Annotated in this window: 21 protein-coding genes; 13 read left to right on the top strand and 8 right to left on the bottom strand. The window is 70.6% G+C overall.

All coding sequences use genetic code 11. The annotated features are described in order from the left end of the window. Positions 1-58 precede the first annotated feature (58 nt). The gene (locus NR798_RS22135; RefSeq protein ID WP_375773473.1) at positions 59-634 is read right to left on the bottom strand and encodes a pyridoxamine 5'-phosphate oxidase family protein; all 576 of its coding nucleotides are present in this window, start codon (positions 632-634) and stop codon (positions 59-61) included. A 63-nt stretch (positions 635-697) separates the two neighbouring features. Here NR798_RS22135 and NR798_RS22130 point away from each other — a divergent pair, with 63 nt between their 5' ends. The 3 genes from NR798_RS22130 (at position 698) to NR798_RS22120 (ending at position 5,613) form a co-directional block, all read left to right on the top strand. Beyond that, positions 698-1,459: a sigma-70 family RNA polymerase sigma factor gene (locus NR798_RS22130; protein WP_375773472.1), complete on the top strand. Its 762-nt coding sequence runs from the start codon at positions 698-700 to the stop codon at positions 1,457-1,459. A 242-nt stretch (positions 1,460-1,701) separates the two neighbouring features. Next, a complete protein-coding gene (locus tag NR798_RS22125; protein WP_375773471.1) occupies positions 1,702-2,895 on the top strand; it encodes an alpha/beta hydrolase in 1,194 nt (397 codons plus the stop codon). Between the two features lie 45 nt (positions 2,896-2,940). Next, positions 2,941-5,613 (top strand): protein kinase, encoded by a 2,673-nt coding sequence (locus tag NR798_RS22120; protein WP_375773470.1) that lies wholly within the window; start codon positions 2,941-2,943, stop codon positions 5,611-5,613. Between the two features lie 51 nt (positions 5,614-5,664). Here NR798_RS22120 and NR798_RS22115 read toward each other — a convergent pair whose 3' ends face one another. Then, positions 5,665-7,218, bottom strand: coding sequence for a type IV pilin protein (locus NR798_RS22115; RefSeq protein ID WP_375773469.1), 1,554 nt, complete (start codon positions 7,216-7,218; stop codon positions 5,665-5,667). Between the two features lie 278 nt (positions 7,219-7,496). On the opposite strand from NR798_RS22115, the gene NR798_RS22110 reads away from it, so the two are divergent. Then, positions 7,497-8,768 (top strand): hypothetical protein, encoded by a 1,272-nt coding sequence (locus NR798_RS22110; protein WP_375773468.1) that lies wholly within the window; start codon positions 7,497-7,499, stop codon positions 8,766-8,768. 24 nt (positions 8,769-8,792) lie between these two features. Beyond that, complete coding sequence (locus NR798_RS22105; RefSeq protein ID WP_375773467.1) at positions 8,793-9,584, top strand: DNA alkylation repair protein; 792 nt, start codon at positions 8,793-8,795, stop codon at positions 9,582-9,584. A gap of 30 nt (positions 9,585-9,614) precedes the next feature. Here the strand turns inward: NR798_RS22105 and menE are convergent, their stop codons facing one another. The 6 genes from menE to NR798_RS22075 are packed head-to-tail and all read right to left on the bottom strand — an operon-like array spanning position 9,615 to position 17,025. Continuing rightward, positions 9,615-11,060 (bottom strand): o-succinylbenzoate--CoA ligase, encoded by a 1,446-nt coding sequence (menE, locus tag NR798_RS22100; protein WP_375773466.1) that lies wholly within the window; start codon positions 11,058-11,060, stop codon positions 9,615-9,617. Beyond that, positions 11,060-12,148, bottom strand: a complete 1,089-nt coding sequence (gene menC, locus NR798_RS22095) for an o-succinylbenzoate synthase (protein ID WP_375773804.1) — start codon at positions 12,146-12,148, stop codon at positions 11,060-11,062. Before menC ends, menE begins: the two co-directional genes overlap by 1 nt. Before the next feature lie 46 nt (positions 12,149-12,194). After that, entirely contained in the window at positions 12,195-13,106 is a 912-nt protein-coding gene (locus NR798_RS22090) for a 1,4-dihydroxy-2-naphthoate polyprenyltransferase (protein WP_375773465.1), read from the bottom strand. Positions 13,107-13,110: 4 nt separating this feature from the next. Continuing rightward, positions 13,111-13,971 (bottom strand): 2-succinyl-6-hydroxy-2,4-cyclohexadiene-1-carboxylate synthase, encoded by an 861-nt coding sequence (gene menH / locus NR798_RS22085; RefSeq protein ID WP_375773464.1) that lies wholly within the window; start codon positions 13,969-13,971, stop codon positions 13,111-13,113. Then, positions 13,962-15,731: a 2-succinyl-5-enolpyruvyl-6-hydroxy-3-cyclohexene-1-carboxylic-acid synthase gene (gene menD / locus NR798_RS22080; RefSeq protein ID WP_375773463.1), complete on the bottom strand. Its 1,770-nt coding sequence runs from the start codon at positions 15,729-15,731 to the stop codon at positions 13,962-13,964. The genes menH and menD overlap by 10 nt, the downstream gene beginning before the upstream one ends. Then, positions 15,724-17,025, bottom strand: coding sequence for an isochorismate synthase MenF (locus tag NR798_RS22075; RefSeq protein WP_375773462.1), 1,302 nt, complete (start codon positions 17,023-17,025; stop codon positions 15,724-15,726). The genes menD and NR798_RS22075 overlap by 8 nt, the downstream gene beginning before the upstream one ends. A 187-nt stretch (positions 17,026-17,212) precedes the next feature. Between NR798_RS22075 and aroF the strand changes: the two genes are divergently transcribed. From aroF to NR798_RS22035, 8 genes are all read left to right on the top strand, one after another. Next, complete coding sequence (gene aroF, locus NR798_RS22070; protein ID WP_375773461.1) at positions 17,213-18,049, top strand: 3-deoxy-7-phosphoheptulonate synthase; 837 nt, start codon at positions 17,213-17,215, stop codon at positions 18,047-18,049. Next, entirely contained in the window at positions 18,049-18,738 is a 690-nt protein-coding gene (gene ubiE / locus NR798_RS22065) for a bifunctional demethylmenaquinone methyltransferase/2-methoxy-6-polyprenyl-1,4-benzoquinol methylase UbiE (protein WP_375773460.1), read from the top strand. The genes aroF and ubiE overlap by 1 nt, the downstream gene beginning before the upstream one ends. Beyond that, positions 18,719-19,321: a shikimate kinase gene (locus NR798_RS22060; protein WP_375773459.1), complete on the top strand. Its 603-nt coding sequence runs from the start codon at positions 18,719-18,721 to the stop codon at positions 19,319-19,321. Before ubiE ends, NR798_RS22060 begins: the two co-directional genes overlap by 20 nt. Next, positions 19,318-20,613 carry a shikimate dehydrogenase gene (locus NR798_RS22055; RefSeq protein ID WP_375773458.1) on the top strand — a complete coding sequence of 432 codons (1,296 nt, stop codon included), beginning with the start codon at positions 19,318-19,320 and terminating at the stop codon, positions 20,611-20,613. Before NR798_RS22060 ends, NR798_RS22055 begins: the two co-directional genes overlap by 4 nt. Continuing rightward, positions 20,610-21,629, top strand: a complete 1,020-nt coding sequence (aroC, locus tag NR798_RS22050) for a chorismate synthase (RefSeq protein ID WP_375773457.1) — start codon at positions 20,610-20,612, stop codon at positions 21,627-21,629. Before NR798_RS22055 ends, aroC begins: the two co-directional genes overlap by 4 nt. Beyond that, positions 21,626-22,696: a 3-dehydroquinate synthase family protein gene (locus NR798_RS22045; RefSeq protein WP_375773456.1), complete on the top strand. Its 1,071-nt coding sequence runs from the start codon at positions 21,626-21,628 to the stop codon at positions 22,694-22,696. The genes aroC and NR798_RS22045 overlap by 4 nt, the downstream gene beginning before the upstream one ends. Continuing rightward, positions 22,693-23,955, top strand: coding sequence for a 3-phosphoshikimate 1-carboxyvinyltransferase (locus NR798_RS22040; protein ID WP_375773455.1), 1,263 nt, complete (start codon positions 22,693-22,695; stop codon positions 23,953-23,955). Before NR798_RS22045 ends, NR798_RS22040 begins: the two co-directional genes overlap by 4 nt. Before the next feature lie 91 nt (positions 23,956-24,046). After that, a complete protein-coding gene (locus NR798_RS22035; protein ID WP_375773454.1) occupies positions 24,047-25,342 on the top strand; it encodes a citrate synthase in 1,296 nt (431 codons plus the stop codon). The last annotated feature ends 119 nt before the right edge of the window (positions 25,343-25,461 follow it).

The raw sequence follows: 25,461 nt of genomic DNA, 5'->3' as shown, positions 1-25,461 counted from the left end.
GTCAGCCCTGCGCGGTGAGCACCTCGCAGCCCTCATACCGTGTTCCCAGTCCCTGACGTCAGCGTGAAGGAGGCTCGTCTTCGTCGTCGAAGAGTCCTGTGGGCAGGCCATCGATGCTGCGCGCGTTCTTCTCGCGCCGGTAGGTCTCCAGGCCCTCCGGGCCCTTCGCCTCGGCCCACTTCGTGAGGGTGGGACGTTCGCCGCCGTACTCGAACAGCGGCACGCCGTAGCCGCACGAGGTCTGCACGAGCTCGATGTCGAGCCACACCAGTTGCCGGGCCCCGGGAGGCTCCTCGTTGTTGAACTCGGCGGCCAGGAGCTGGGTGTACTCGGGGCTGCCATGCCGGATGACGCGGCCTTGCCCATAGAGGCGCAGGATTCGGGGCGGCCCCTCGAAGGCGCAGAACATGAGCGTCAGGCGCCTGTCGGCACGCAGGTGCGCCGCCGTCTCGTTGCCGCTGCCGGTGCGGTCCAGGTAGACGACGGCGCGCTCACCGAGCACGCGGAGCGCATCCAGCCCCTTGGGCGAGACATTCACGCGTCCGGTGGCAGCGGCGGAGGCGGTGAAGAACAGCCGCTGGCGCTGGATGAACTCACGGTGCTCGGGCTCGAGGTGCGGGAACTGTTTAGCCATGTGGTAGCCTGTTCATGCTTGAGCGAGAAGAGAGCACAGTCCGCACTGCAAGGTGCTCGTGAGGTGTGGCCCGAGATCAAACTCGATCCGGAGCAGTTCGCCAGCCATGCCGAAGCCTGTCGGCAAGCAGGTGGGGCCGCGCCAGAGCACCTCGCCGATCTGTACCTGGCCTTCGCCGCGGCCCGGGGTCATGCGGCGGCGCTGAGACTCCTCGACGAGCGTTTGCTCTCCGGGATCGAACCGGCGGTGCGCAGGGTGGACAGCACCCCGGCCTTCCTCGACGAGGTTCGACAGGTCCTCCGGCTGAGTCTGCTGGTGGGCACCGAGGACGCGCCGCCGCGCCTCATGAAGTACAAGGGCAGTGGCCCCCTGCTCTCGTGGGTGCGCGTCGCTGCCACACGAGTCGCCCTCAAACTGAAGAGCGCTGAGGGGCCACCCGCCTCGGCGGAGGACTTGCTGGGCGAGTTGATGGCGAGCGAGCCTGACCCCGAGGTGAGCCACCTCAAGACGCTCTACCGTGCCGAGTTCGGCGAGGCGCTCCGTGCGGCCCTCGCGGCATTGCCCGAGCGGCAGCGCGCGCTGCTGCGCCTCCACTATGTCGAGGGGCTCCGGCTCGCGCAGCTCGGGACGCTCTACGGCGTACACCAGTCCACCGCCTCCCGGTGGGTGGCCCATGCGGCGCACGAGGTCGCCACGGATACGCGCCGCCGGCTCGTCAAGCGCCTCGCCCTCTCACCTGCCAGCCTCGACAGCATCGCTCGGCTGGTGCAGAGCAACCTGGACGTGAGCATCCGCCGGATTCTGGGCGGCGCCGACGCGCCCTGAGCTTTTTTCGTTCCGGAATTCACTTTTTATGCAAGTTCCTCCCGGGGCCGTCTCCTCCAGGCATGGAGGTGTCCATGGCTGCGAGCAGTGCCCAAGTGAAGTCCAGGTGTTCCACCGCGGTTCTTCTTTTCCTGTGTGTCCTTGTCGGCTCATTCACCGGGGGGTGTGGACCGGAGGAGGAGGAGGCCCAGGCTGATCCGCTGCGGCAAGTGGCGGAGGCGGCGAGCGCAGCCACCGGGACGGTGCTCCTCGAGCTCGAGCGGGAGCAGGTGACCCGGGATGTCTATCACTACAGCTTCCTGCTCAAGGTCGGAGAGACACCCAACGCCCACCTGCGCATCCACCGGGTCATCCGCGAGCAGGCCCCAGGGAGGCCTCGGCCGACGGTGACCACGGCCATGCTCCTGCACGGAGACTTCTCGACGTTCACGTCGAACTTCGTGCCCTCGCTCGCCGGCACTGCCACCCCGAAGCCCCCCGGCCTCGCCGTGTACCTGGCTGAGCGTGGAGTGGACGTCTGGGGCTTTGATCGCCGGTGGACCACCGCGCCAGCGGGCCAGGCCGGCCTGAGCGACTTCGCCAACATGGGGTTTGCCAGTGCCATGGACGACATCGAGCGCGCCCTGCAGTTCGCAATGCGCGGGCCCGGCCGGAGCGGTCAAGGGAGCAAGGGCGTGATCCTGGTGGGCTTCAGCCGCGGTGCCCAGCTCGCGTATGCCTATGCCGCCGAGGAGTCGCAGCGGCCCGCGGGGCGCCGGTACATCCAGGGGCTCGTGCCCATTGATATCTACGGGAAGACTGCCCCGGAGGACGAGGCACTCCGCCAGGCCGCGTGCAACCGGCGCGATGAGGAGCGCGCGCAGCTCGCGGCGGGCCTGTATGACAGTGACAACAGCTTCTTCATCGATATGGGTACGTTCGCCAGGGCCGCCCCGTCGGCCCCGTCGCCCATCTTCCCAGGCCTCACCAACCGCGGTGCGATGGTAGCGCTCACGGCGCAGACCTTCCTGTTCTACGCGCCCACGCCCCACTACCACATGGCGGCCAGTGTGCTCGAAGAGGACGGGGCCACGGCGCTGCGCTACTCGCCCGAGCCGGTGGTGGCTGACTGGCTGGCCAGCGCGCCCCCGCATCAAGCGCTGGCGGAGCTTGCCGACGGCGACGCCCTCTGGTGCGGCCAGGAGCCGCTCCCGCTGGCCGCACCCCTCGACAGGATTTCAGTCCCCCTCTTCTACCTGGGCGCTGCCGGCGGGTTCGGCAGCGCCGGGCTGTATACGACGACGCTCGTCCGCTCCACGGATGTCACCACCCATGTGGTCCGTCGCCTCGAAGCAGGGCGCGAGGCGGAAGACTTCGGCCACGCGGACCTGCTCTATGCCCTGGACGCGCCCGCGCTGGCCTGGCAACCCCTGACGGAGTGGATGCTGCGGCACTGAGGGCCCGGCCTGCCGCTCCAGACGCAATCTCATAGGATACGCCGCATGGCAGAGTGCATCTCGGAAGAGGACCTTCTCCAGCTCGTCCGAGGCCACCGTCCTCTGGGCGAGACACCCTCCGTGGAGGCGCACCTGGCGGACTGCCCCTCCTGCAGCGCGCTGCTGGCCACGCTGGTGGCGAGCCAGGAGGACACGCAGGAGCGTGGCTGGGGAGACCTCACCGGGCACAGGCTGGGGCCGTACCGGCTGGATGCGCAGATTGGCGCGGGCGCGGCGGGCGAGGTGTACCGGGCGTGGGATGAGCGCCTGGAGCGGCACGTCGCGGTGAAGGTGCTGTCGGCGCGTGTCGCGGGCTCGCCGGAGCAGGTCCGCCGTCTGGAGGTGGAAGCTCGCGCCGCCGCATCCATCTCCCACCCCCACGTCGTCACCGTGTACGACGTGGGCAGCGCTGGAGGCGTGCCGTTCATCGTGAGCGAGCTCCTTGAAGGAGAGTCGCTGCGGAGCCTGATCGACCGCGGCCCTCTGCCTCGAGAGCGGGCGCTGGAGCTGGGCCTGCAACTGGCCCATGGCCTGGCGGCTGCGCACGCCCAAGGGGTGGTGCACCGGGACCTCAAGCCTGGGAACCTGCTGGTGACCCGGGAGGGGACGCTGAAGATTCTGGACTTCGGCCTCGCGAAGCTCCTCGGTCCACAGCAGCGGCAGGAGGTGGAGGCCACCCAGGCGGGCACGGTGCTCGGGACGTTGGGGTACCTCTCTCCCGAGCAGGCTCGCTGCGAGCCCGCGGACCCGCGCAGTGATCTCTTCGCCGTGGGAGCCATCCTCTACGAGCTGCTGAGCGGGCAGCGGGCATTCGGTGGAGCCACCTACGCCGAGCGCCTGTCCGCCGTGCTCCGGGACACGCCCCCGCACCTGGACACAGCGACACTGGGAGACGCGCTCCCGGTGGTGGCCCGGTGCCTGGAAAAAGACGCGAGGCTGCGCTTCCAGTCGGCGCAGGATCTCGCCTGGGTCCTGGAGGGGCTGCGGCCCGAGCGCCAGAGGGAGACCCGGGCGCTCTCGCGCCGCTCCCTGCTCCTCGGAGCGGCAGCCAGCAGCGTGGGCGGGGCCGTGCTGGGCGGGCTCCTGGCCCCCAGGCCGGCCCTCCTGCCTGCCAGCCCGGTGTACCAGCAGCTCACGTACCGCCAGGGCCGTGTCGCTCGCGCCCGATTCACCCGAGACGGGGGAAGCGCCGTGTATGCAGCGGCCTGGGATGGAGCGCCGCTGTCCACCTGGGTGACGCGGCTCGGTGGCGGCGGGACTCGCGCGCTGGGGCTGCCCTCCGCGGACGTGCTGGCCGTCTCGTCCCGAGGCCAGCTCGCACTCAGCCTCGGGCACCGGCATGTGGAAGGGTTCCACGCCACCGGCCAGCTTGCCATCGTGCCCCTGGAAGGGGGTGAGCCGCGGGTGCTCGCGGACGAGGTGCAGGAGGCCGACTTCTCGCCGGACGGCCACGAGCTGGCCATCCTCCGGCGGGGCGGCCGGGGCTTCCGCCTCGAGCTTCCTCCAGGCCACACCCTGCTCGAGAGCGAGGGGTGGTTGAGTGACGCTCGAATCTCACCCGGCGGTGAGCACGTGGCGTGTCTCATGCACCCTTCCCCCCAGGACGACCGTGGTTCCGTGGTGGTGGTGGTGCGCGCCAGCCGCCAGTGGCGCCCGGTCACCGAGGGCTGGAGCAGCCTTGCCGGACTGGCGTGGGCCGCGGGCGGACGTGAGCTCTGGTTCACTGGCTCGCGCAAGGGGAGCAACAATGCGCTCCACTCCGTCTCGCTGGAGGGCCACGAGGCGTTCATCGCGGAGACGACGGGCCGCCTGCGCCTGCATGACATTTCCGCGGAGGGCCGCGCGCTTGTCTCGCATGACACCTGGCGTCTGAGGATGATGGTGCGCTCGCCGGGCTCGACAAGCGAAGTGGATCTCTCGCTGTCAGACCTCTCGCTGGTCATGGCACTGTCCGCCGACGGGGGCACCCTGGTGTTTGGCGAGTACGGCGACGTGGAGTTGGAGAGGGGCTGCTACATGCGCGCGACGAGCGGAGGCCAGGCGTTGCGTCTGGGCCCCGGGCTGCCGCTGGCCCTCTGCGCCGAGAGCCGCCGGGTGCTTGCACTCATTCCTGGCACGCCACCTCGGTTGGTCGTGTACTCCACCTTGGCTGGCGAGCCACGCACGATGGCGCTCGGGCCGCTCGAGTCCGTGGCATGGGCGCAGTGGTGCGGTGTCGAGCAGCTCGTCCTCGGTGGGGTTGCCCCTGGCCGCCCTCAGCGGCTCTGGCTGCTGACCGGGGAGGCCGGTGTTCCCAGGCCGCTCACGGACGAGGGGACCTTCGGGTATGGCCACGTGAGCCCGGATGGCAAACGCGTGGCGTTCATTACCGGGGACGGCCGGTGCCTGGTGGTGCCCCTGGAGGCTCCGGGTGAAGTGAAGACGCTGCCCGGCAGTTATCGCGGAGAGCGGGTGTGTGGCTTTCGCGAGGGCGGTGCCGAGCTGTTCGTGCGCAGCATGACGACTCCGGTCCGGATCCGGCGAGTCGACCTGACCACCGGGGCCTCGGTGCCACACGCGGAGCTCGTACCGCCCCCGCTGGGGCGCAAAGGCATTGACTCGGTGGTGCTGAGCGGCTCCGGGGAGGCATATGCCTACAGCTATGGCCAGGAGCTCTCCCGACTGTATGCGATGTCTTGACTCCTCCCGGGGTGCCCGGCTGGCTCAAATGCGATGGCGAAGCCCGGCCTGTTACTCCGTATCGTTGCTCGGGTTCTCCAACTCGCCCGTCTGATCGATGACCCACACGTCCCAGGTGTCATCCGAGTCCAGATTGCCGTAGGCGCAGATGGAGAAGCCCTCCTGAGGCCCCTTGCCCACCGAGGTGAGGCCCTGGCACGGCGAGGGCGCCGGCGCCACCTTGCAGCCCTCCTTGTCACAGGGCAGGCACTGCCTGCCCAGGCAGTAGGTGTAGCGGCGGCCCGGCTCGGGCTCGAAGCCAATCTCCTCGAAAGTGCGGCCCCACCGGTCCTTCTCATAGAGGTAGACGCGCTGAGCCGTGAAGGCGGCCTTGAGGTTGGCCTTCGCCTCCGCCTGTTTGGCGCGAGCCTGGAACTTCACGAAGTTGGGGATGGCGATCGCGGCCATGATGCCCACCATGGCCACGGTGGTGCCGCCGGTAGACATCTCGGACACGTCCTTCACCGCGCCCTCGGGGATGGTGAGCGCCAGGAAGAAGCTGTCCTGGGTGGAGGACAGCTGCAGGGACTGGCGCGCCTGGGCCCAGTAGCCCTTCTCGTCCACCACGCGCTCGGCGGTGAGGCTGGTGGAGGCCTCCTTCAGCGAGGCCGGCGCGGCGGGATCCTGAGCCAGGGCACGCTGCACCTCGGCCAGCCCAGCGGTGAGGCGCTGGCGCACCTCGGCCTGGTGCGCGTCGTAGTCCGAGAGCGCCTTCTTCACCACGGCGTCGATCATCCCCACGTCCTTCGGCGCGACGCCCTCCAGGTTCAGCGCCATGCGAATGGAGTCCCGGCCCGTGAAGGCCATGCGCCCGCGGCCCTTGGCGCCCAGGTCCACGCGCAGGCCCACGAGCAGCGGGGCCTCCCCGGCCACGGTGGCGGGAGCGGTGACGGGCGGCAGCGCCTCGAAGGAGGACAGGGCCGTGGGGGAGCCGAACAGGATCAGCCCGCGGCGGGGACGCACGCACAGGGGCAGGCCCACCTCGGCACTCTCCACGCACAGGTCCTGCCCGCGTAGGGAGACACGCACCTCGGCGCCCTCGCGCGTCATGTCCTCGGTCACGGCGCGCATCAGCGCGATGAGGCCGGAGAGCAGCTGGGCGTTGTCCGTCGAGCCCTCATCCACCGCCAGCGCGCCCACCGCCACCTGGGGAATCACCCCGGGACCATCGGTGAGGAAGCGATCCGAGGGGACGAGGAAGGCGATGCGGCGCACATTGGGCCACTTCGCCCATTCGCGCAGCAGGGCAGCCACCACGGCTCCCCGGGCGAAAATCTGCGCCTCCGGGCCCTCTTCCGCGGCCAGGTGGGCCATGGCGCCGGTGGCCACGGAGGCCAGCTGGTGCAGCGTGAAGCCCTTGCCTGCGAGGCCCAGGGCCTCGAAGGTGTCCAGGTTGACGACCAGCGCGGCGCCGGGGCCAGGCGCTTCGGCTCGAGCAAACACCGCTGCGGCCTCGGCCGACAGCGCAGGAGGAGGAGGAGGCGGCGGCGGCGCGGGAGGAGCGGCCGGGGTGGTGGTGCAACTCATCCAGAGCGCGGCGAGGAGGACGGTGAGGCTCAGACGCATGATGGGCTCCAGGAGGGGAATACCGGCGGTGTCTAGCCCCACCCCTGTCTCGAATCGAGGGATTTTCGCGGACTCGCGCTCCCTATAGACGGTCCTCCGCTCCCGTTCTAAGTCCAGGGGGCGAACCTCCGCGGCTGCGGTTGCTCCGCGGCAAGGTGCTGGATCGAGAAGGAGCTGAGATGCGCCACATCGTGAGTGCCCTTGTTGCCGTCGTTTGTTCCGTTGGATTCCTGGCCTGCTCCTGCTCCGGGGACAAGCCGCCCGGGGGGAACGCTCCCGTGGAGAAGACGAGCAGATTCTTCCTTCCCACGGGAGAGCCCCGCAACACGACCCGGCCGCGCGTGGAGGTGGATGCCAACGGCAACCTCCACATGGTCTATCCCGCCTCCTCCGTGGGGGACGCCTTCTACGCGTACTGCCCGGGCAATTGCAGCTCGGCGGAGCAGGTCAAGGTGGTGAGGTTCAGCACCCAGGGGACGGTCGACAACGCCATGGTGGCACTCGGCCCGGACGGGCGGCCCCACGTGCTGCTGAGCACCTACCAGCGGGCCTATTACGCCTCCTGCACGGGAGACTGCTCCCAGCAGTCCTCCTGGACGGTGAGCTCCATTCTCGAGCACGGCGGGAAGTACGAGATCTCCGGCGAGGCGTTCGCGCTCACGCCCGAGGGGCATCCGCGCTTCCTCATGCACGGCTACCGCAGCCTGAGGGGCGCGACGCCCTCGACCTTCTACGTTCAGTGCGACAGCTCCTGCCAGAGCGCGGCGAGCTGGCACGCCGACCAACTCAGTGATCAAACCTGGCAGGAGGTCACGTTGCGCTTCAACTCCTCGGGTCAGGCGAGATTGACCGCGACGAAGCCCGCCAATGACGGGTCGTCGCAGAACAAGGGCTCCTACGCGGAGTGCGACGCGAACTGCTCGCAGCCCAGCAGCTGGAAGACCCTCGATCTCTACAACACGTTCAGCAGCCTGACCGAGCTGGCGCGAATGTACCCCTCCGTGTCCATGGCCCTCACGAGCTCGGGCAAGCCGCGGGTTGTCCTTGTCGGCGCGGATGAGGGAGGGAGCGGCGAGCGAAACCTGGTGTACGCGGAGTGTGACGGCAACTGCCTCGTCAACGAGGGTTGGCAGGCGCAGTTCCTCGTCCCGGCGGGAAGCGATGGGAACAAGCTCAGGGCGGGAATCGACCTCGCACTCGACGCCCAGAACCGGCCGCGCCTCGTCTACACGGCGGATTACAACATCCTGCTCGCGCACTGCGACGCGGACTGCACCGATGCGAACAAGGACACCTGGCAGCTGAAGAAGGTCGAGTTCAGCGGGGACATGCAGGCCGACAAGGTCATCCCCTACTCCAACTGCACGATGGCCTCCTGGTTCCTGTTCCAGCCCTCCCTGGCCCTCGGGCGTGACGGGCTGCCGAGGGTGGCCTACCAGGCGGCGGACATCAGTGGCGGAGGGAGCCCTCCCGAGCCGGGCACGACGCCCTGCTCGGCGGGGGCGGACATGACCTTCGCGCGCTTCTCCCAACTCGACTCGCTCCGGTAGGAGACCGCACTCGAGGAGACGCGCATGCCGAAAACGATGACGCTGTCCCAGGTCATGAAGCAGCTCGAGGCGCAGGGCGACGAGAAGGTGCGCCAGCGCTACGTGCGCGATGGCGCGGGCGACAACGTTTTCGGCGTGCTGCTCGGCAAGATCCGTGGCCTCGCAGAGGCGCTCGGGACGAACCACGCGCTCGGCCTGGAGCTGTGGGCGACGGGCAACCACGAGGCGCGCATCCTCGCGTGCATGCTGCTCGCTCCCGAGGCGCTCACCGAGAAGGAGGCGCGCGCACTCCTCGAGCCGCTCTCGAACCCGGCCCTGGTCGACGAGCTCGTCGGACGCGTGCTCGTGCATGCGCCCATCGCCGAGGCGCTGCAGGTGCGGTGGATGGACGGCAGCAAGGAGCTTCCCCGCCGCGCCGGGTGGCGGCTCCTCGCCGGGCGCATCGCGCGCGGGCTCGCGAAGGATCTCGACGTCCGCGCGACGCTCGCGCGCATTGAGCATGAGTTGCCGGCCGCACCGTACCGGGTGAAGGAGGGCATCAACTTCTGCCTCGTCTGGATCGGCCTCCACCTGCCCGCGTACACCGCGGAGGCCATCGCCATCGGCGAGCGCCTCGGCCGGTGGGACCCGCGACCGATCCCGAAGGGCTGCACGTCGAGCTACGCGCCGGAGTGGATCGCCGCGTCGCTCGCGCTGCGTCGAGGCGAGAAGACCGCGGCACGAAAAGCGATGGAGGCGGCCGCGAAGCCGAAGGCCGCTCCGGTCAGGAAGAAGAGCGCCGGGAAGAAGCCATCCGCCCCGAAGGGGGCGCGCTGACATCGCGCGCCAGAGCACCGCCGGACTTTTTCAGCAGACTGCCAGGGCCCGCTCGCGCAGCACCGTCCGCTCCACCTTGCCCATCGCGTTGCGCGGCAGCGCGTCGATTCCCAGGAAGCGCGCCGGCACCTTGAAGCCCGCCAGCGACTCGCGGCACCACGCCCCCAGTTCCTCAGGCACCGGGGCGCCGTCGCGCGTCGCCACGAACGCCACCGGCACCTCGCCCCAGCGCGCGTCCGGCACGCCCACCACCGCCGCCTCCTTCACCACCGGGTGCGCCGCCAGCACCGCCTCCAGCTCCGCAGGGTAGATGTTCTCCCCGCCTCGGACGATCAGGTCCGTCCGCCTCGAGAGCACCGTCAGCCGCCCCCGCACGTCCAGCATCCCCACGTCCTTCGTCCTCAGCCAGCCGTCCCGGAACGCCTCGCGCGTGGCCTCGGGACGGTTCAGGTAGCCCGCCATCACCGTGGGGCCCCGCACCTCGATGTCCCCTTCCCTCCCCGCCTCCAGCGCCTCGCCCCCGGGCCCCACGATGCGCACCTCCAGCCCTGGCAACGGACGGCCCGCGGTACGCCCGTCCGCCTCGTCCGGGTGCTCCGTCGCCACCTGCGCGCAGGACTCCGTGAGTCCGTAGGTCTGGAGGGCCAGGATTCCCGCCGCCCTCGCCCGGGCCAGCAGCGGCGCGGGCACGGGTCCCCCTCCAATCAGTGCACACCGGAACGTGGCAGGTACCGGGCGATCCTTCCGCGCATCCAGCACACGCTCCAGCGTTGTCGCCACGAAACTCGCGTGCGTGACGCCCTCCTCGTCGATGGCCCGGTTGGTGTCGTCCGCCTCGAAGCGCTCCCGGAGGACGAGGCAGCCTCCGTCGTACGCCGCGCGCGTGAGCATCCCCAGGCCCCCCACGTGGAAGAGCGGCAGCGTCCCCAGCCAGTACGGCGCCGGGTGCGCTCCCAGGTTCGCCTCGGAGGCTCGCGCCGAGGCGCGGAAGTTCCCCTCCGTCAGCACCGCCCCCTTCGGCCGGCCCGTCGTCCCCGAGGTGAAGAGGATGACCCGCGGTGTCTTTGGATCCAGGCGCGCGGCGTCGGGCACCGGGGCGCTCACCGCGTCCGCGAAGGACTCGAGGGGCTCGGCTCCCGAGAGGCGCTCCGTGAGTCCCGTGAGCGCCAGGGTGAGAACCGGGGCCACGTCCTCGGACAGGGGCTGGAGCTCCGCCCGGGTGAGCCTCGCGTTGAGCGGCGCCAGCACCGCCCCCACCCGCCCCAGTGCGAAGAACAGCTGCGCCACCGCCGCGTGGTTCGTCGCCAGCAGCGCCACGCGGTCTCCTGGTTTCACGCCTCGCCCTTGGAGCGCCGCCACCCACCGGCCGACCTCCGCGTCCAGCTCCCGGTACGTCCACCGCCGGCCGCCGAAGGTGAGGGCCAGTGCGTCCGGCCGCGTCTCCGCGCCGCTTCGGATGGGGCACGTCCACTGCATCAGTTCACTCCCAGGCCCGGCGTCCGCGGAATCTGGATGCGGCCCTGTACCGGGCGGAATGGATGGTTCCCGGGCTCGTCCTTGAAGAGGTGTCCCACTCCGAGCCCCGACGCGTACCGCCCTGATGGCAGCGCCGCCGCCAGGTGCGCCGCTCCCGCTCGCGCGATGACTCCGTCCAGCGAGCTCGTCACGTACGCGTCCATGCCTCGCTTCGCCGCCTCGCGCGCCAGTGACAAGGTGGGAAGCAGGCCTCCCAGCACCATCGGCTTGAGCACCAGGATGCCCACCGTCTCGGGGTGTTTCAGGATGTGCTGGGTGACATCGGGCAGTGCCAGCGATTCGTCCGCCGCCAGCGGGCAGGGCGAGTGCTCGCTCAGGCGGGCCAGTGCTTCGGGGTTCTCCGGCGCCACGGGTTGCTCGCACAACTCCAGGCCGTAGCGGCCCAGGGCCTCGAGTGCCGCTCGCGCCTCCTCCTCCGTCCAGCCCCCGTTCGCGTCGACTCGCAGGCGGATGGCCGCTCCGACCGCATCGCGCACCGCGGAGAGTCTTGTCACGTCCTCCGCCAACGGGCGCCCGGCTACCTTGAGCTTCAGCGTCTCGTAGCCCTCCGCCACCGCCCTCCGCGCTTCTTGCGCGAGGGCTTCCGGTGATGCGGCTCCGAGCAGCGCGTTCACGTGGACGACGGATCTCGCGTCAGCCGCGAGCAGTTGGCTCAGGGGCACATTTCGGCGCTGGGCCTCGAGATCCAGGAGCGCTTGTTCCACCGCGTGTCTCGCAGCGGGTGTCCGAGTCTGAAGACCCTCACCCCAACCCTCTCCCAGAGGGAGAGGGAGTCGACGCGGATCCAACCTGGGGTCCGTGGCACCCTCACCCCGTCCCTCTCCCGGTGGGAGAGGGGTGATTGAGCGCTCCAGGTGATTCAGTCCCTCTTTGAGGGCTCTCTCGCAGTCGGCTGGCGACTCCGTGCCGAACTCCTCCAGCGGCATCGCCTCGCCCTGCCCAACCCGCCCCTCCTCGTCCTCCAGGCGCACCACGAAGCCCTCTCGCGCCGAGTAGGTGCCCCTCGCCGTCTTCAGCGGGTGCACCATCTCCAGGCGCAACGCGTGGAGGGCCGTCTTCGTGATGCGCATCGGCCTACCTCAGGTACAGCCCCACCGAGAACAGCAGCCCGAACACCAGTTGCAGTTTCGCCGTCCCGCCCAGCGCCGGGTTCAACGCCGCCCCCTGCGCCCCCAGCACCAGCTTCAACGGCGGCACCGCCACCGGCGCGCTCAACAGCGCCAGCAGCACCCACGGGCTCGCCAGCCCCAGGCCCCACATCGCCAGCGGTGTCACGTAGGCCGCCACCAGCAGCACCACGTACTCCGCCTTGCCCGCCGCCGTGCCGAAGCGCACCACCAGCGTCTTCTTGTTCGCCTTCACGTCCGTCGACGCATCGCGCAGGTTGTTCACCACCAGCAGCGCCGTGCCGATCGCTCCCACCGGGATCGCCGCCCACCATGCCGCCGGACCCACCGTCAGCGACTGCACGTAGTACGTCCCCGGCACCGCCACCAATCCGAAGAAGATGAAGACGAACACGTCTCCCAGCCCGTGGTACGCCAGCGGGAAGGGGCCTCCCGTGTACGCGTAGCCCGCCGCCACCGACGCCAGCCCGATCGCCACGATGGGCCAGCCGCCCTGCACCACCAGGTAGATGCCCGTCACCACCGCCAACCCGAAGCACGTCAGCGCGCTCGCCAGCACCACGCCCGGCGCAATCAGCCCGCTCTGCGTCACCCGCTTGGGCCCCAGCCGCTCCTCCGTGTCCGCGCCCTTCTTGAAGTCGTAGTAGTCGTTCGTCAGGTTGGTGCCGATCTGGATGAGCATCGCGCCCACCAGCGCCGCCAACGCCGGCAGCCACCGGCCCACGCCCAGCCCGTACGCCAGCGCCGTCCCCACCATCACCGGCACCAGCGCCGCCGTCAGCGTCTTCGGCCTCGCGGCCATCAACCACGTCTTCAAGGTGGGGCGGGGCGCCTCCACCGGAGCAGCAATCGCGTTCATGGGATTAGCCGTTGCCCCCGGCCGCGTTCTTGTCCGGCACCGCCGTCTCGAACTCGGGGGACTCGTACCAGGGCGTCTGCAGGAAGGAGATCACCTCGCGGGCGTACTCCTCCGGCACTTCCAGATGCGGTGCGTGGCTGCACTCCTCGAATGTGCGCCTCCACACCACCGGCAGCTCCGCCGCCATCCGCCGGGCAATCTGCGTGAACTTCTCGTCCAGCGCCCCCGTCAACAGCAGCGTGGGCAGCCGCTGGCGCTGCAGCTCCGGCCAGTAATCCGGCTGCACGCCCAGCCCCAGGCACTCCAGCGCCCCCACCAGCCCGTCCACCGTGCACCCCTTGCGCCTCGCCCTCAGCTGCTCCTGCTGCTCGGCCGGCAGCTTGCGCAGGCCCGCGAAGATCGGCTGCGTCTCCCACTGCGCCACGAAGGACTCCACGCCCTTCTGGCGGATGGACAGCGCCAGCTGCGCGTCCTTCGCGCGCCGCTCCGACCGCTCCTGGCGCCGGTGCAGCCCCGGCGAGCCGCTCTCCATGATGAGCCGCCCGAAGCGCTCGGGCCGGGTCAGCGCCGCCGCCAGCGCGAAGCGCGCCCCCTGCGAGTACCCCAGCAGGTTCGCCTTCGGCTCGCCCACCTCGTCCAGCACCTTCATCAGCGCGTCCACCGTCTCGAGGAAGCCGTCGCGGCCCGTCTTCGAGGGCAGCGGCGTCTCCCCATGTCCCGGCAGATCCACCGCGATGGCCCGCACCTTCTCGCTCATCAGCGGGCGCAGGTGGTCGAACGCCGACCGGTTCCCCGTGAATCCATGCAGGAGGAGGAGCGGGTACGGACCCTCTCCCCACGTCTCGTATGCCAGCTTCAGAGCCATGGGCCTTCTCCCAGTGCGGCCGCCATCCTCGCGAACAGCTGCCGGTGCAGATCCACGTTCCTCGCCCGCTCCGCCACCCGGACTTCAATCAGGTGGACCCCGCCCTTGAGCCCCTCGGCCACCGCCGAGCGCAGCGCCGCGGGCGAGTCTGGCCTCCGGAAGCGGGCCTGGTACAGCGCCGCCGCGTGCGACAGGTCCGCCCCGTGCGGCGTGCCCCACAGCGGCTCGTAGTGCGACTTCGCACCCTCGGCCTGGGCGATGGGCAGGAAGGAGAAGATGCCTCCTCCGTCGTTGTTCACCACCACCACCGTCAGCGGCACCCCGCTGCGGCGCGCCGTCAGCAGCCCGCCCACGTCGTGCAGGAAGGCCAGGTCTCCCGTCAGCAGCACCGTGGGCCGCCCCGAGGCCGCCGCCACCCCGAGCGCGCTCGAGACGATGCCGTCGATGCCGTTGGCACCCCGGTTGGCCAGCACCCGCAGCCCCCGGCCCATGGACGGCGCGAAGGCGTCCACGTCCCGGATGGGCATGCTGCTGGACACGAAGAGGTTCGCCCCGTCCGGCATCGCCGCCACCACGTCGTGCGCGATGCGCATCTCCGTCAGTGCCGGATCCTCCGAGAACGCCGACTCCAGCGCCGCCCGCGTCCACTGCTCGGCCCACAGGAAGCTCCGGGCCCACGGGCCCATCCCCCGCGACAGCCCCCGGCCCAGCGCCTCGCACGCCGCCACCGACGAGCCCTCCACCACCCGCGACGCACGGTGCGCCGGATCGTAGAGCCCACCCTCGTCGCTGAAGACCACGATCTCCGCGCCCGAGCCGTCGATCCACGCCTGCGGCCCCTTGGGCGTCAGGCCTCCGCCGAAGCGCAGCACCAGCTCCGGCCGGTGCGCCCGGGCGAAGGGCTCGTGCCGCAGCATCGCGTCGTAGAGCGACACCGTGGCCGGGCCGCCGCCATAGCGCGCCTGCGAGGTGGCCTCGGCCAGCACCGGGTAGCCGGTGGCCTCGGCCAGCGAGGCGATCGCCTCCGCGAAACCGTCGTTCTCGTCCCGGGGCCCGCAGACGATGACGCCCCGCTCGGTGGCCGCCACCCGCGTGCGGAGCTCCTCCAGCACCCTCGGATCCGGCTGGCGCGCCGGCGGGACGATGGCGGTGAGCGGTGCTCCCGGCCTGCCCTCCCGAGCCAGCGACGAGAGGTGCCTGGCGTCGAGACTGCCCACCGTGGGCGCGAGCGGCTCGCGGAAGGGCACGTTGAGCTGCACCGTGCCCCGGGGCGCTCGCGAGGCCACCGCCACGGCCCGGGCCACGGTGGCGCGCAGGTGCACCAGCGCCCCGTCATCCGCCTCCGGCAGGCCCACGTCCGCGAACAGCCGCGCGAATTCCCCGAAGAAGCGCGCCTGCGGCACCGTCTGCGGCGCGCCCCACCCCTGCAGCTCCAGCGGCCGGTCCGCCGTCAGCACCACCAGCGGCACCTGCGACATGGCCGCCTCGATGACCGCCGGGTAGAAGTGGGCCCCCGCAGTGCCGCTCGTGGCCACCAGCACCACCGGCGCGCGCGACTGCTTGGCCAGCCCCAGCCCGAAGAAGCCCGCGCTGCGCTCGTCGATGACGGACCAGGTGCGCAGCCCCTCCATCCGGGCACACGCCAGCGCCAGCGGCGAGGAGCGCGAGCCCGGGCACACCACCGCGTGCCGCACGCCTCCTCGAACCAACTCCTCCACCAATGCCCGCGCCCACAGTTGATTCAGGTTGGCGTCAGACATGTCCTCCTCCGAGCGCGCGCAGCATGGCCTGGCTCTTCATCTCCGTTTCGCGCCACTCCGCCTCGGCGCTGGAGCCCGCCACGATACCAGCACCCACGAAGAGTCGGGCCTGAGATCCCTTGATGCGTGCCGAACGCAGCGCCACCATCTGGTGCGCCCGCCCGGGTCCTACCCAGCCGACCGGTCCCGCGTACCAGCCCCGGTCCAGGGCCTCGTGCTCCACCAGGAACTCCAGTGCGCGCTCCCGGGGGGTTCCTCCCACCGCCGGTGTGGGGTGCAGCGCCGCCACCAGCTCTGCCACCCCCACCCCCTCGCGCAGCTCGGCGCGGATGCCGGTGCGCAGGTGCGCCACGTTCTTCAAGGTGAGCAGCGCCGGCTCGGCGTCCGCCTCCAGCCGCTCCGTCAGCGGCTTGAGCGCCCGGAGGATGTAGCGCACCACCGCCTCGTGCTCGCGGCAGTCCTTGTCGCTCCCGCCCAACGCCCCGGCCAGCGCGGGCGCCGAGGAGCCGGCCAGCGCCTCCGTCTCCAGATGGCGCCCCTCCACCCGGCACAGCGTCTCCGGCGTGGCGCCCACGAAGGCCGCCCCATCCGGCGCCCGGAAGAGGAAGGTGGCACAGCGCGGGTTCTGCTCGCGCAACCGGGCCAGCACCTCCACGCGATCAAAGGAGTGCTCGCCCTCCACCTCCACCGCCCGGGCCAGCACCACCTTCTGGAGGCCCCCGGTGTTGATCGTCTCCACCGCGCGCTCCACGCGCCCCTCGAAGTCCGGCCGCGACGAGGCGAGCCGCAGCGCCTGGGCGCCATTGCGGGCATGCCGGAACCCCGTCGGGAAGACGCCGCCCACCCGCGCCAGCACCGAGCGCACCACGTCCTCGGCGCCGGGACCCTCGGGGGCGAAGGCCGCCGCCATCAGCCCCGGGCCCTCGCGCCACACCACCACCTCCGGCAGCGTCCAGCGCCCGAAGCCGAACGCGCCCCACCCCGAGTCTCCGCCCGCCGTGGAGAAGCGCATCCCGCCGAACCAGGGCCCCGGCAGCGCGGAGGGCGCCTCGCCCAACCACCGCACCGAGTCCGGCGCCGACAGCTCCCGCAGCACCGCCTGGGCCCGCGCGCCCGTGGCGGCCTCCACCGACGCCGCCTCGCCCCACCCGGCCATCGCCTCGCCCGCCAACGGGCGCTCCCAATAGACGGACGGCTCCCCCAGCACCTCCGCCCCCGCGAGCGGATCCACGGCGGGCAGGGACATCGTCCCCGCCACCCAGCGGCCTCCGTCAGCGCGTCCGAGCGTCGTCATCTCCGGTCCTCGTGAAGCCCTGCCCCACCAGACGAGGCAGCAACCTCTTGTTGTTCTGTACGGCGGTTTGGCTATACAAGCATCACGGGGTTCAAAACAACGTGAACTCCACAGGGAACGGGAGGCGGCCGTGAGCGGCAAGCCGAGTGAGGGGGGCGCGACAACGCCCCGAGAAGGTACCCCCCGGATGGCCCGGGCGTGGAAGCCCGAGGGCACGCGCGTCCGTGTAGGACAGGTGGAGGTGGGAGGCCCCGGTTTCGTCGTCATGGCCGGTCCCTGTGCCGTGGAGGGCATGGAGCAGACGGAGCAGACCGCCGCCGCCGTGGCCGCCGCCGGTGCCCACATCCTGCGCGGTGGGGTATTCAAGCCTCGCACCAGCCCCTACTCGTTCCAGGGCATGGGAGAGCCCGGGCTGCGCGTGCTGGCCGAGGCCGCGCGCAAGGTGGGCCTGCCCATCGTCAGCGAGGTGATGGAGTCCACGCAGCTTCCTTTAATGGAGGACTACGTGGACGTGCTCCAGGTGGGCGCGCGCAACATGCAGAACTTCCCGCTGCTCCGGGCGCTGGGCAAGGTGCGCAAGCCGGTGCTGCTCAAGCGGGGGCTGGCGGCCACCATCCAGGAGTGGCTGCTCGCGGCCGAGTACGTGCTGGATGGCGGCAACGATCAGGTCATCCTCTGCGAGCGCGGCATCCGCACCTTCGAGACGGCCACGCGCAACACGTTGGATCTGGCGGCGGTGGCGGTGGCGAAGCAGCGCACCCACCTGCCGGTCATCGTGGATCCCTCGCATGCCACGGGCGAGCCGGAGCTCATCCAGCCCATGGCGCTGGCGGCGGCGGCGGCCGGGGCGGACGGGTTGATGATCGAAGTGCATCCGCGGCCCGAGCAGGCCCTGTGCGATGGGCAGCAGGCCCTGACGCCGGAGCGCTTCCAACAATTGATGCGGCGGCTGCCGGGCGTGCTGAGCGCGGTGGACCGTCACCTGTGGATGCCGGACTTGCCGGCGCATGTCGTGGGGGCCTGATGAGCACCGAAGTCCGGCAGATGTTCTCCTCCATCGCCACGCGGTACGACGTGACGAACGAGGTCCTCTCCTTTGGCATCCACCGGCTGTGGCGGCGCTCGGCCGTGCGCCTCAGTGGAGCCCGGGAGGGCAACGCCGTCCTGGACTGCGCCACCGGCACCGGAGACCTGGCGCTCGCCTTCAAGCGCAAGGTGGGCGCCTCGGGCCGGGTGATGGGCACCGACTTCTGCAAGGAGATGCTGGACAACGCTCCGGCCAAGGCCGCCCGGGAGGGGCTCCAGGTGGAGTTCCAGGTGGCCGATGCCATGGCGCTGCCCTTCGCCGACGACTCCTTCGACGTGGCCTCCATCGCCTTCGGCATCCGCAACGTGGATGACCCGGTGAAGTGCCTGAAGGAGATGGCCCGCGTGGTGCGCCCCGGCGGCCGCGTGGTGGTGCTCGAGTTCGGCCAGCCCACCGGCCTGTTCGGGGGAATCTTCCGCCTCTACAGCAAGGTGATCATGCCCGCCATCGGCGGCCTGCTCACCGGCAACCGGGCGGCCTACGAGTACCTCCCTCGGACCTCGGCCGCCTTCCCGGCGGGCGAAAAGTTCCTGTCACTGATGGATCAAGCGGGGTCCTATCAGGAAAGGGTGGCCCATCCGATGACCTTCGGGACATCCTACGTCTATGTCGGGACCGTCCGCTGAGCACAAGCACCTCCTCGTCCAGCACATCCTCGATGCCGTGGATCCACGGCTCGCGCCTGCGCTGAGGGAGGAGCTTGTCCAGCCAGGCCCCCAGCCGACCCCCGTGCCCGGGCAGACCGTCGTCCTCGCCGGGCATCGCTCCGCGGGCAAGACGCGCCTGCTCCCCCTGGTGAGTGCCCTGCTCGGCAGGCCGGGGTTGGACCTGGATGCCGAGCTCGAGCGCCGCTCGGGCCGCAGCCTCCGCGACTGGGTGGCGGAGGACGCCAACGGCTTCCGAGAAGCCGAGCGCACCCTGCTCCTGGAATTGCCTCGCGGCTCCGTCATCGCCGTGGGCGGCGGCTTCCTCTCGCACCACCCGGAAGCCCTCCAGCCCTGCTTCACCCTGCTCGTCCCCATCTCCTTCGAGACCTACCGCGAGCGGCTCCTCGCCGACACCACGCGCCCCCGGCTGCGCCCCGGCATGTCCCTCGAGGAGGAGCTGCACTCCATCTACCACCAGCGCCAGGTGCTCCACGCTCGCGTCCCCACCGTGAGCCTCGCCGACTTCCTGCGCGCCTTCGCCCCACCCGGGAGCAAGACATGACGCCCGCCCGCCGCGTCGTCACCCTCCCCCCGAGCCTCCGCGGCCCCGAGGCCCTGCGCTTCGCCGCCGACGCCCGGAGCCGGGGGGCCGACGTGCTGGAGGTGCGCACGGATCTCCATCCCGCCGAGGCGGTGGATGCCGCGGCGCTCGCGGGCCTCCTGGAACTGCTCGTGTCCGAGCGCGGCACGCCCCTGCCTCCCGCGTGGGTGGCCGCCGCCCGGTGGGTGGATCGGGATGTCGTCCACGCGGGCGATCTGGCGGCTCCTCCCGGGAAACTGCTGGCCTCGCACCACGCCGAGCGCCCTCTGTCCACCGAGGAGGCCCTCCGCCTCTGGGACGTGCCGCTTCCGCCGGGTGCCCTGGTGAAGCACATCGAGCCGCTCGGGCAGGAGACCCGGGAGCGGATCGCCGTGCTGCTGGAGACCCAGGCCCGGCTGCGGGCCCGTTTCGGGGCCGAGCGGGTGACGGTCCTGGCGATGGGGCCCACCGCGCTTCCTGTCCGCGCCGTGCTCGCCCGGCGCAATGTGCTCGATTACGTCGCCGTCGGCGGCGATTGGAAGGCCGCTCCGGGACAACGGTTGCTCGCGGATGCTGTCCGGGAGGCGCGGGCGCTCACTCCGGGAGACCCTCACCCCAGCCCTGTCCCAGAGGGAGAGGGGGCATACACGGGCAGACTGGCGATCCTCGGGACGTCGATCGTCCACTCGCGCTCGCCTCGCATCCACCGCCAGCCCTTCGACCGCATCGACATCCCCGAGGACGCTCCCGTCGAGTCCCTCGTCGATGCCCTCCTCCCCCATTACCGCGGCTTCGCCGTCACCAGCCCCTTCAAGATCCGCCTCGCCCGCCATACCGGCTCGCCGCTCGACGCCATCAACACCCTCGTCCGCCGCCGCGACCGCTGGGAGTCCTTCAACACCGACACCGCCGGCGCTCGCACCGTCCTCGAGCGGCTCGGAGCCCGGGAGGCCTTCGTCCTGGGTGACGGTGGCGCCAGTGCCGCCATCCGCGTCGTGGGCGCCGAGACCGGCTGTCAGCTCCGCTTCCTGCGCCGCGCGGAGATCTCCGGGCCCCTGTCCGGCGCTGGCATCTGGACCTGGCCCGATCGCATCACCCCACCCGACGCCCTGCGCTTCGAGGGCGCCCGCATCGCCGTCATCGCCTACGGAGCCCCGGGGCGCCGCATCGCCACGGAAATCACCCGCCGCGGGGGAACGCCGCTGCTCCTCGGCGCGGCCTGGTTCATCGCCCAGGCCCGACAGCAGCGTGCCCTCTGGGAGACCGCTTCATGAATACGATTGGCACCCTCTTCCGCCTCACCACCTTCGGCGAGAGCCACGGCCCCGCGCTCGGCTCCATCATCGATGGCTGCCCCGCCGGCATTCCGCTCGAGCGTGACTTCATCCAGGCCGCGCTCGACCGCCGCCGCCCCGGCCAGTCCGCGCTCGTCACCGCGCGCGCCGAGCCGGATCAGGTGGAGATCCTCTCCGGTGTCTTCGAGGGCAAGACGCTCGGCACGCCCATCGCGGCCATCGTCCGCAACACCAACCAGCGCTCCGGGGACTACGAGAAGCTCAAGTCCGAGGATCGCCCCGGCCACGCCGATGCCGTCTGGCGCGAGCGCTTCAAGCACCGCGACCATCGCGGCGGTGGGCGCACCAGCGGCCGCGAGACGCTCTGCCGTGTCATCGGAGGCGCTGTCGCCGAGGCCTACCTCGCCCAGACCTTCCCGGCGCTGAGCACCGTCGCCTGGGTGTCGCAGGTGGGCAACCTGGCGTCCGCCATTCCCGCGCCCGGCCTCACCCGCGCCATGGTGGACGCCCACCCGACCCGCTGCCCGGATCCGGTGGCCCGCGAGGAGATGTCCAAGCGGATCCTCGCCGCCAAGGAGGCCGGAGACAGCCTCGGAGGCTGCATCGACATCCGCGTCGAAGGCGTGCCCGTGGGCCTGGGCGAGCCCATCTTCGGCAAGATGAAGTCGCTGTTCGCGCTCGCGCTGGGCAGCGTCGGCGCCGTCACGGGCGTCGTCTGGGGCCCGCCGGATCTGCTCGCGCGCATCGAACAGCCCGGCAGCGTCTTCCACTCGCAGAAGGACACCTACGGCGGCATCCAGGGTGGCCTGGCCAACGGAGAGCCCGTGGCCCTGCGCGTCTTCTTCAAGCCTCCAGCAACGCTCGCGGACCACGCGAAGGGCGGGCGACATGATCCCTGCATCATGCCCCGCGCCGTGCCCGTGCTGGAGTCCATGGTCTCGCTCGTGCTGGCGGACCTCGTCCTTCAACTCAACGCCCGGCCCCACTCCGCATGATCCAGCTCTCTCCTGGCGCCTACCGCCACGCCACCGACCGGTGGGGTTCCTTCAAGCGTCTGTGCGCCACCCTTCCCGAGGGCAGCTTCGCCGTCGTGGATCGCCGGGTGGCCCGCCTGCACCCCACCGTGATTCCCGCCCTCAAGGCGCGCAAGCCCCATACGATCGTCCAGCTCACCGGCGGTGAGAGCGCGAAGACCTTCGAGGCCCTGGAGCAGCTCATGGCCGCGGGCCTGTCGATGCCGCGCTCGGGCACGCTGATCGCCATCGGTGGAGGCACCATCGGCGACGTGGCCACGGTGGCCGCGCACCTGCTGAAGCGGGGCGTGCGGCTCGTGCAGGTGCCCACCACGCTGCTGGCGGCGGTGGACAGCAGCCTGGGCGGCAAGGGCGCGGTGGACATGACGGTGCGCGGGCGCGTGGTGAAGAACCCGGTGGGCGTCTTCCACTACGCCGACGAGGCGTGGATCTGCCCCGAGTTCTACGAGACCCTCTCGGACACCCAGGTGCGTGAGGGCTCGCTCGAGGCCTGGAAGATGGTGGCCAGCCTCGACGAGGCGCTCTTCCGCTCGTACACGCGCCGGCCGCCCGCGCTGGAGCGGATGGTGAAGGACGCGCGGCGCCTCAAGGAGTCCGTCTGCGCGCAGGACCCGTACGAGCACCAGGGCCTGCGGCGGGTGCTCAACTTCGGCCACACCTTCGGCCACGTGCTGGAGAGCCTCTCCCACTTCGAGCTGTCGCACGGGGACGCGGTGGGCCTGGGAATGCTGTGCGCGCTGGACGTGGGGCGCGCCATGGGCGTCACCCCCGAGGACGTGGCCTGGCGGGTGGAGGACGCGCTGCACCAGGGGCCGGGAGTGCTCGGCCGGGAGCGGACGGCGGACCTGCTGAAGGGCGCGTCGCTCAAGGATGTGATGGCCCTGCTGTCCGCGGACAAGAAGACCGGCAGCGCGGGCGAGTTGCGGATGGTGCTGCTCACCGACGTGGGCCACGCCGAGGTGCGTGACGTGTCCGCGGACGTGTGGCGTGCGCTGTGGCCGGCCTGGTCCCGAGGAGTTCGCCCATGAGTCAGATTCACGTCGATGCGAGCCAGCTCACCCCCGCGGTCCTCACGCCGCCCATCTCCAAGTCGGACGCGCAGCGGGCGCTGGTGCTGGCGCACCTGACGGGTGCCTGGCCCCTGCCCGTGCTCCAGCAGGAGCCCCCGCACTACCTGCCCGCGGACGTGCACGTGCTCACCCGGGGCATCGAGACCCTGCGCCAGCCGCCCGGCACCGTGCGGGACGTGGACTGCGCGGATGGCGGCGCGCCCTTCCGCATCTTCGTCACCCAGGCCGCGGTGACGCCGGGCACGCACGTGCGCGTCACGGGGACGCCCCGGCTCGGCGAGCGGCCCCATGGCCCCCTCTTCGAGTCCCTGCGCGAGGCGCTCGGCCCCTCCGGGCTGGTGCTCACCGAGGGCCGCCCCTGGCCGGTGGAGATCAAGGCCCCTGACCGCACCGGTGAGCCCGTCTTCCGCGTCCCGGGAGCGCAGAGCAGCCAGTACGCCTCCAGCCTGCTGCTGGGTTGCGCGGCCCTGTACCTGCGCGAGCGCCGCCCGTGGCGGGTGGAGATCATCGGCCCGCTGACGAGCGCGGGCTACCTGGAGCTGACCGTCTCCTGGCTGCGCCGCTTCGGCTTCACCGTGGCGGAGCAGGAGGGCCGCTACGAGGTGACGGACTACCGCGCCCCCGAGCGCACCCCGGCGATGCCGGGCGACTGGTCCTCGCTGGGCTACCTGCTGCTCATCGCCTGGCGCACCGGGGGGAGCGTGGAGCGGGCGGACCTCGCCAGTGCCCACCCGGACCAGGCGCTGGTGCGGCTGGTGGAGCGTGCGGGCCTGAAGGCGGTCCCCGGCCCCGACAACACCCTGCGGATGACGGGGACGGCCCGGGACGGGCTGGTGGCCTCGGGGACGGAGTGCCCGGACCTGCTGCCCACCCTGGCCGCGCTCGCGTGTGTGCTGCCCCGCCCCTCCACCCTCACGGACGTCGGCGTCCTGCGCCTCAAGGAGAGCGACCGGCTGGAGGGAATCCGCACCCTGGTGTCCGCTTTTGGAGGGAGTACCCACCTGGAGGGCGAGACGCTGACAATCCACCCTCCTACCTCCCATCCGCCGCGCTTCTCCATGGACAGCCGGGGGGATCACCGCCTGGCCATGGTCGCGGCTACGCTCTCTGTTCTGTCCGGTGTACCCCTCACGCTGACCGGACCTGAATGCGTGGAGAAGAGCTTCCCGGGCTTCTGGCGACAGTTGGAGCGCACAGGAGTCCGTCTCACGTCTTGAAAAACGGGCGTTGCCCAGGGGGAAACGCGGCCTCCCCGGGTGCGGTTCTTTTTTGTTGAAAGCGCTCTGCCGCCTGTGAAAAGTCCCGCTCATGTCAAAGGACACGCTGACCATCACGGACAATCGGACCGGGAAGACGTACGAGGTCCCGATCGAGAACGGCTGCATTCGCACCAACGCGCTCCGGCAGATCAAGGTCTCGGAGGAAGACTTCGGTCTGATGGGTTACGACCCGGCGTTCCTGAATACGGCCAACTGCAAGAGCGCCATCACCTTCATCGACGGTGACAAGGGCATCCTCGAGTACCGGGGCTACCCCATCGAGCAGCTCGCGGAGAAGTCGTCGTTCATCGAGGTGGCCTACCTCCTGCTCAACGGCGAGCTCCCGACGCCCAAGCAGCTCGAGGAGTTCAACTACCTCGTCACGCACCACACGTACGTGCACGAGAACATCAAGACCTTCATGGACGGGTACCGCTACGACGCGCACCCCATGTCCATGCTGTCCTCCACGGTGGCGGCGCTCTCGGGCTTCTACCCGGACGCGAAGAACACCAAGGACGAGCGCAGCCGCCGCATCCAGATGACGCGGCTCATCGCGAAGATGCCCACCATCGCGGCCTTCTCCTACCGCCACAGCATGGGCCTGCCCTACGTCTACCCGGACAACGACTTGTCCTACGTGGGCAACTTCCTGGCGATGATCCGGAAGATCGGCACCACGACGTACAAGGTGCACCCGACGCTGGAGAAGGCGCTGGACGTGCTCTTCATCCTGCACGCGGACCACGAGCAGAACTGCTCGACGACGTCGGTGCGCACGGTGGGCTCCTCCGAGGTGGATCCCTACTCGGCGGTGGCGGCGGGCATCGGGGCGCTCTACGGCCCGCTGCACGGCGGCGCCAACGAGGCCGTGCTGCGCATGCTGCGCGAGATCGGCCACGTGTCGAAGGTGCCGGACTTCATCAAGGCGGTGAAGACGGGCGAGGGTGAGAAGAAGCTGATGGGCTTCGGTCACCGCGTGTACAAGTCGTACGATCCGCGCGCGAAGGTCATCAAGCGCGTGGCGGACGAGGTCTTCGAGGTGACGGGCAAGAACCCGCTGCTGGAGATCGCGGTGGAGCTGGAGAAGATCGCGCTGCAGGACGAGTACTTCGTGAAGCGCAAGCTGTACCCGAACGTGGACTTCTACTCGGGCCTCATCTACGAGGCGATGGGCTTCCCGGTGGAGATGTTCCCGGTCCTCTTCGCCATTCCGCGCACGGTGGGTTGGGTGACGCAGTGGGAGGAGATGGTGAAGGACTCGGAGCAGAAGATCGCGCGTCCGCGTCAGATCTACACGGGCTCCAAGCGCCGCGACTACGTGGCGATGAAGGACCGCAAGTAGTCCCAGTGCCAACCCACTGACCCCACAACCCCTCTCCCACCGGGAGAGGGACGGGGTGAGGGTATCGAGCCCAATCGGGTTCCGATCAAAGAGGGCCGGGGTGAGGGTCAGTGGACCCG

The organism is Archangium gephyra (genome assembly GCF_042230915.1).
Taxonomy (GTDB): domain Bacteria; phylum Myxococcota; class Myxococcia; order Myxococcales; family Myxococcaceae; genus Archangium; species Archangium gephyra_B.
The sequence above is the reverse complement of the archived record's forward strand: the minus strand, read 5'-3'. Positions and strand labels throughout refer to the sequence as shown.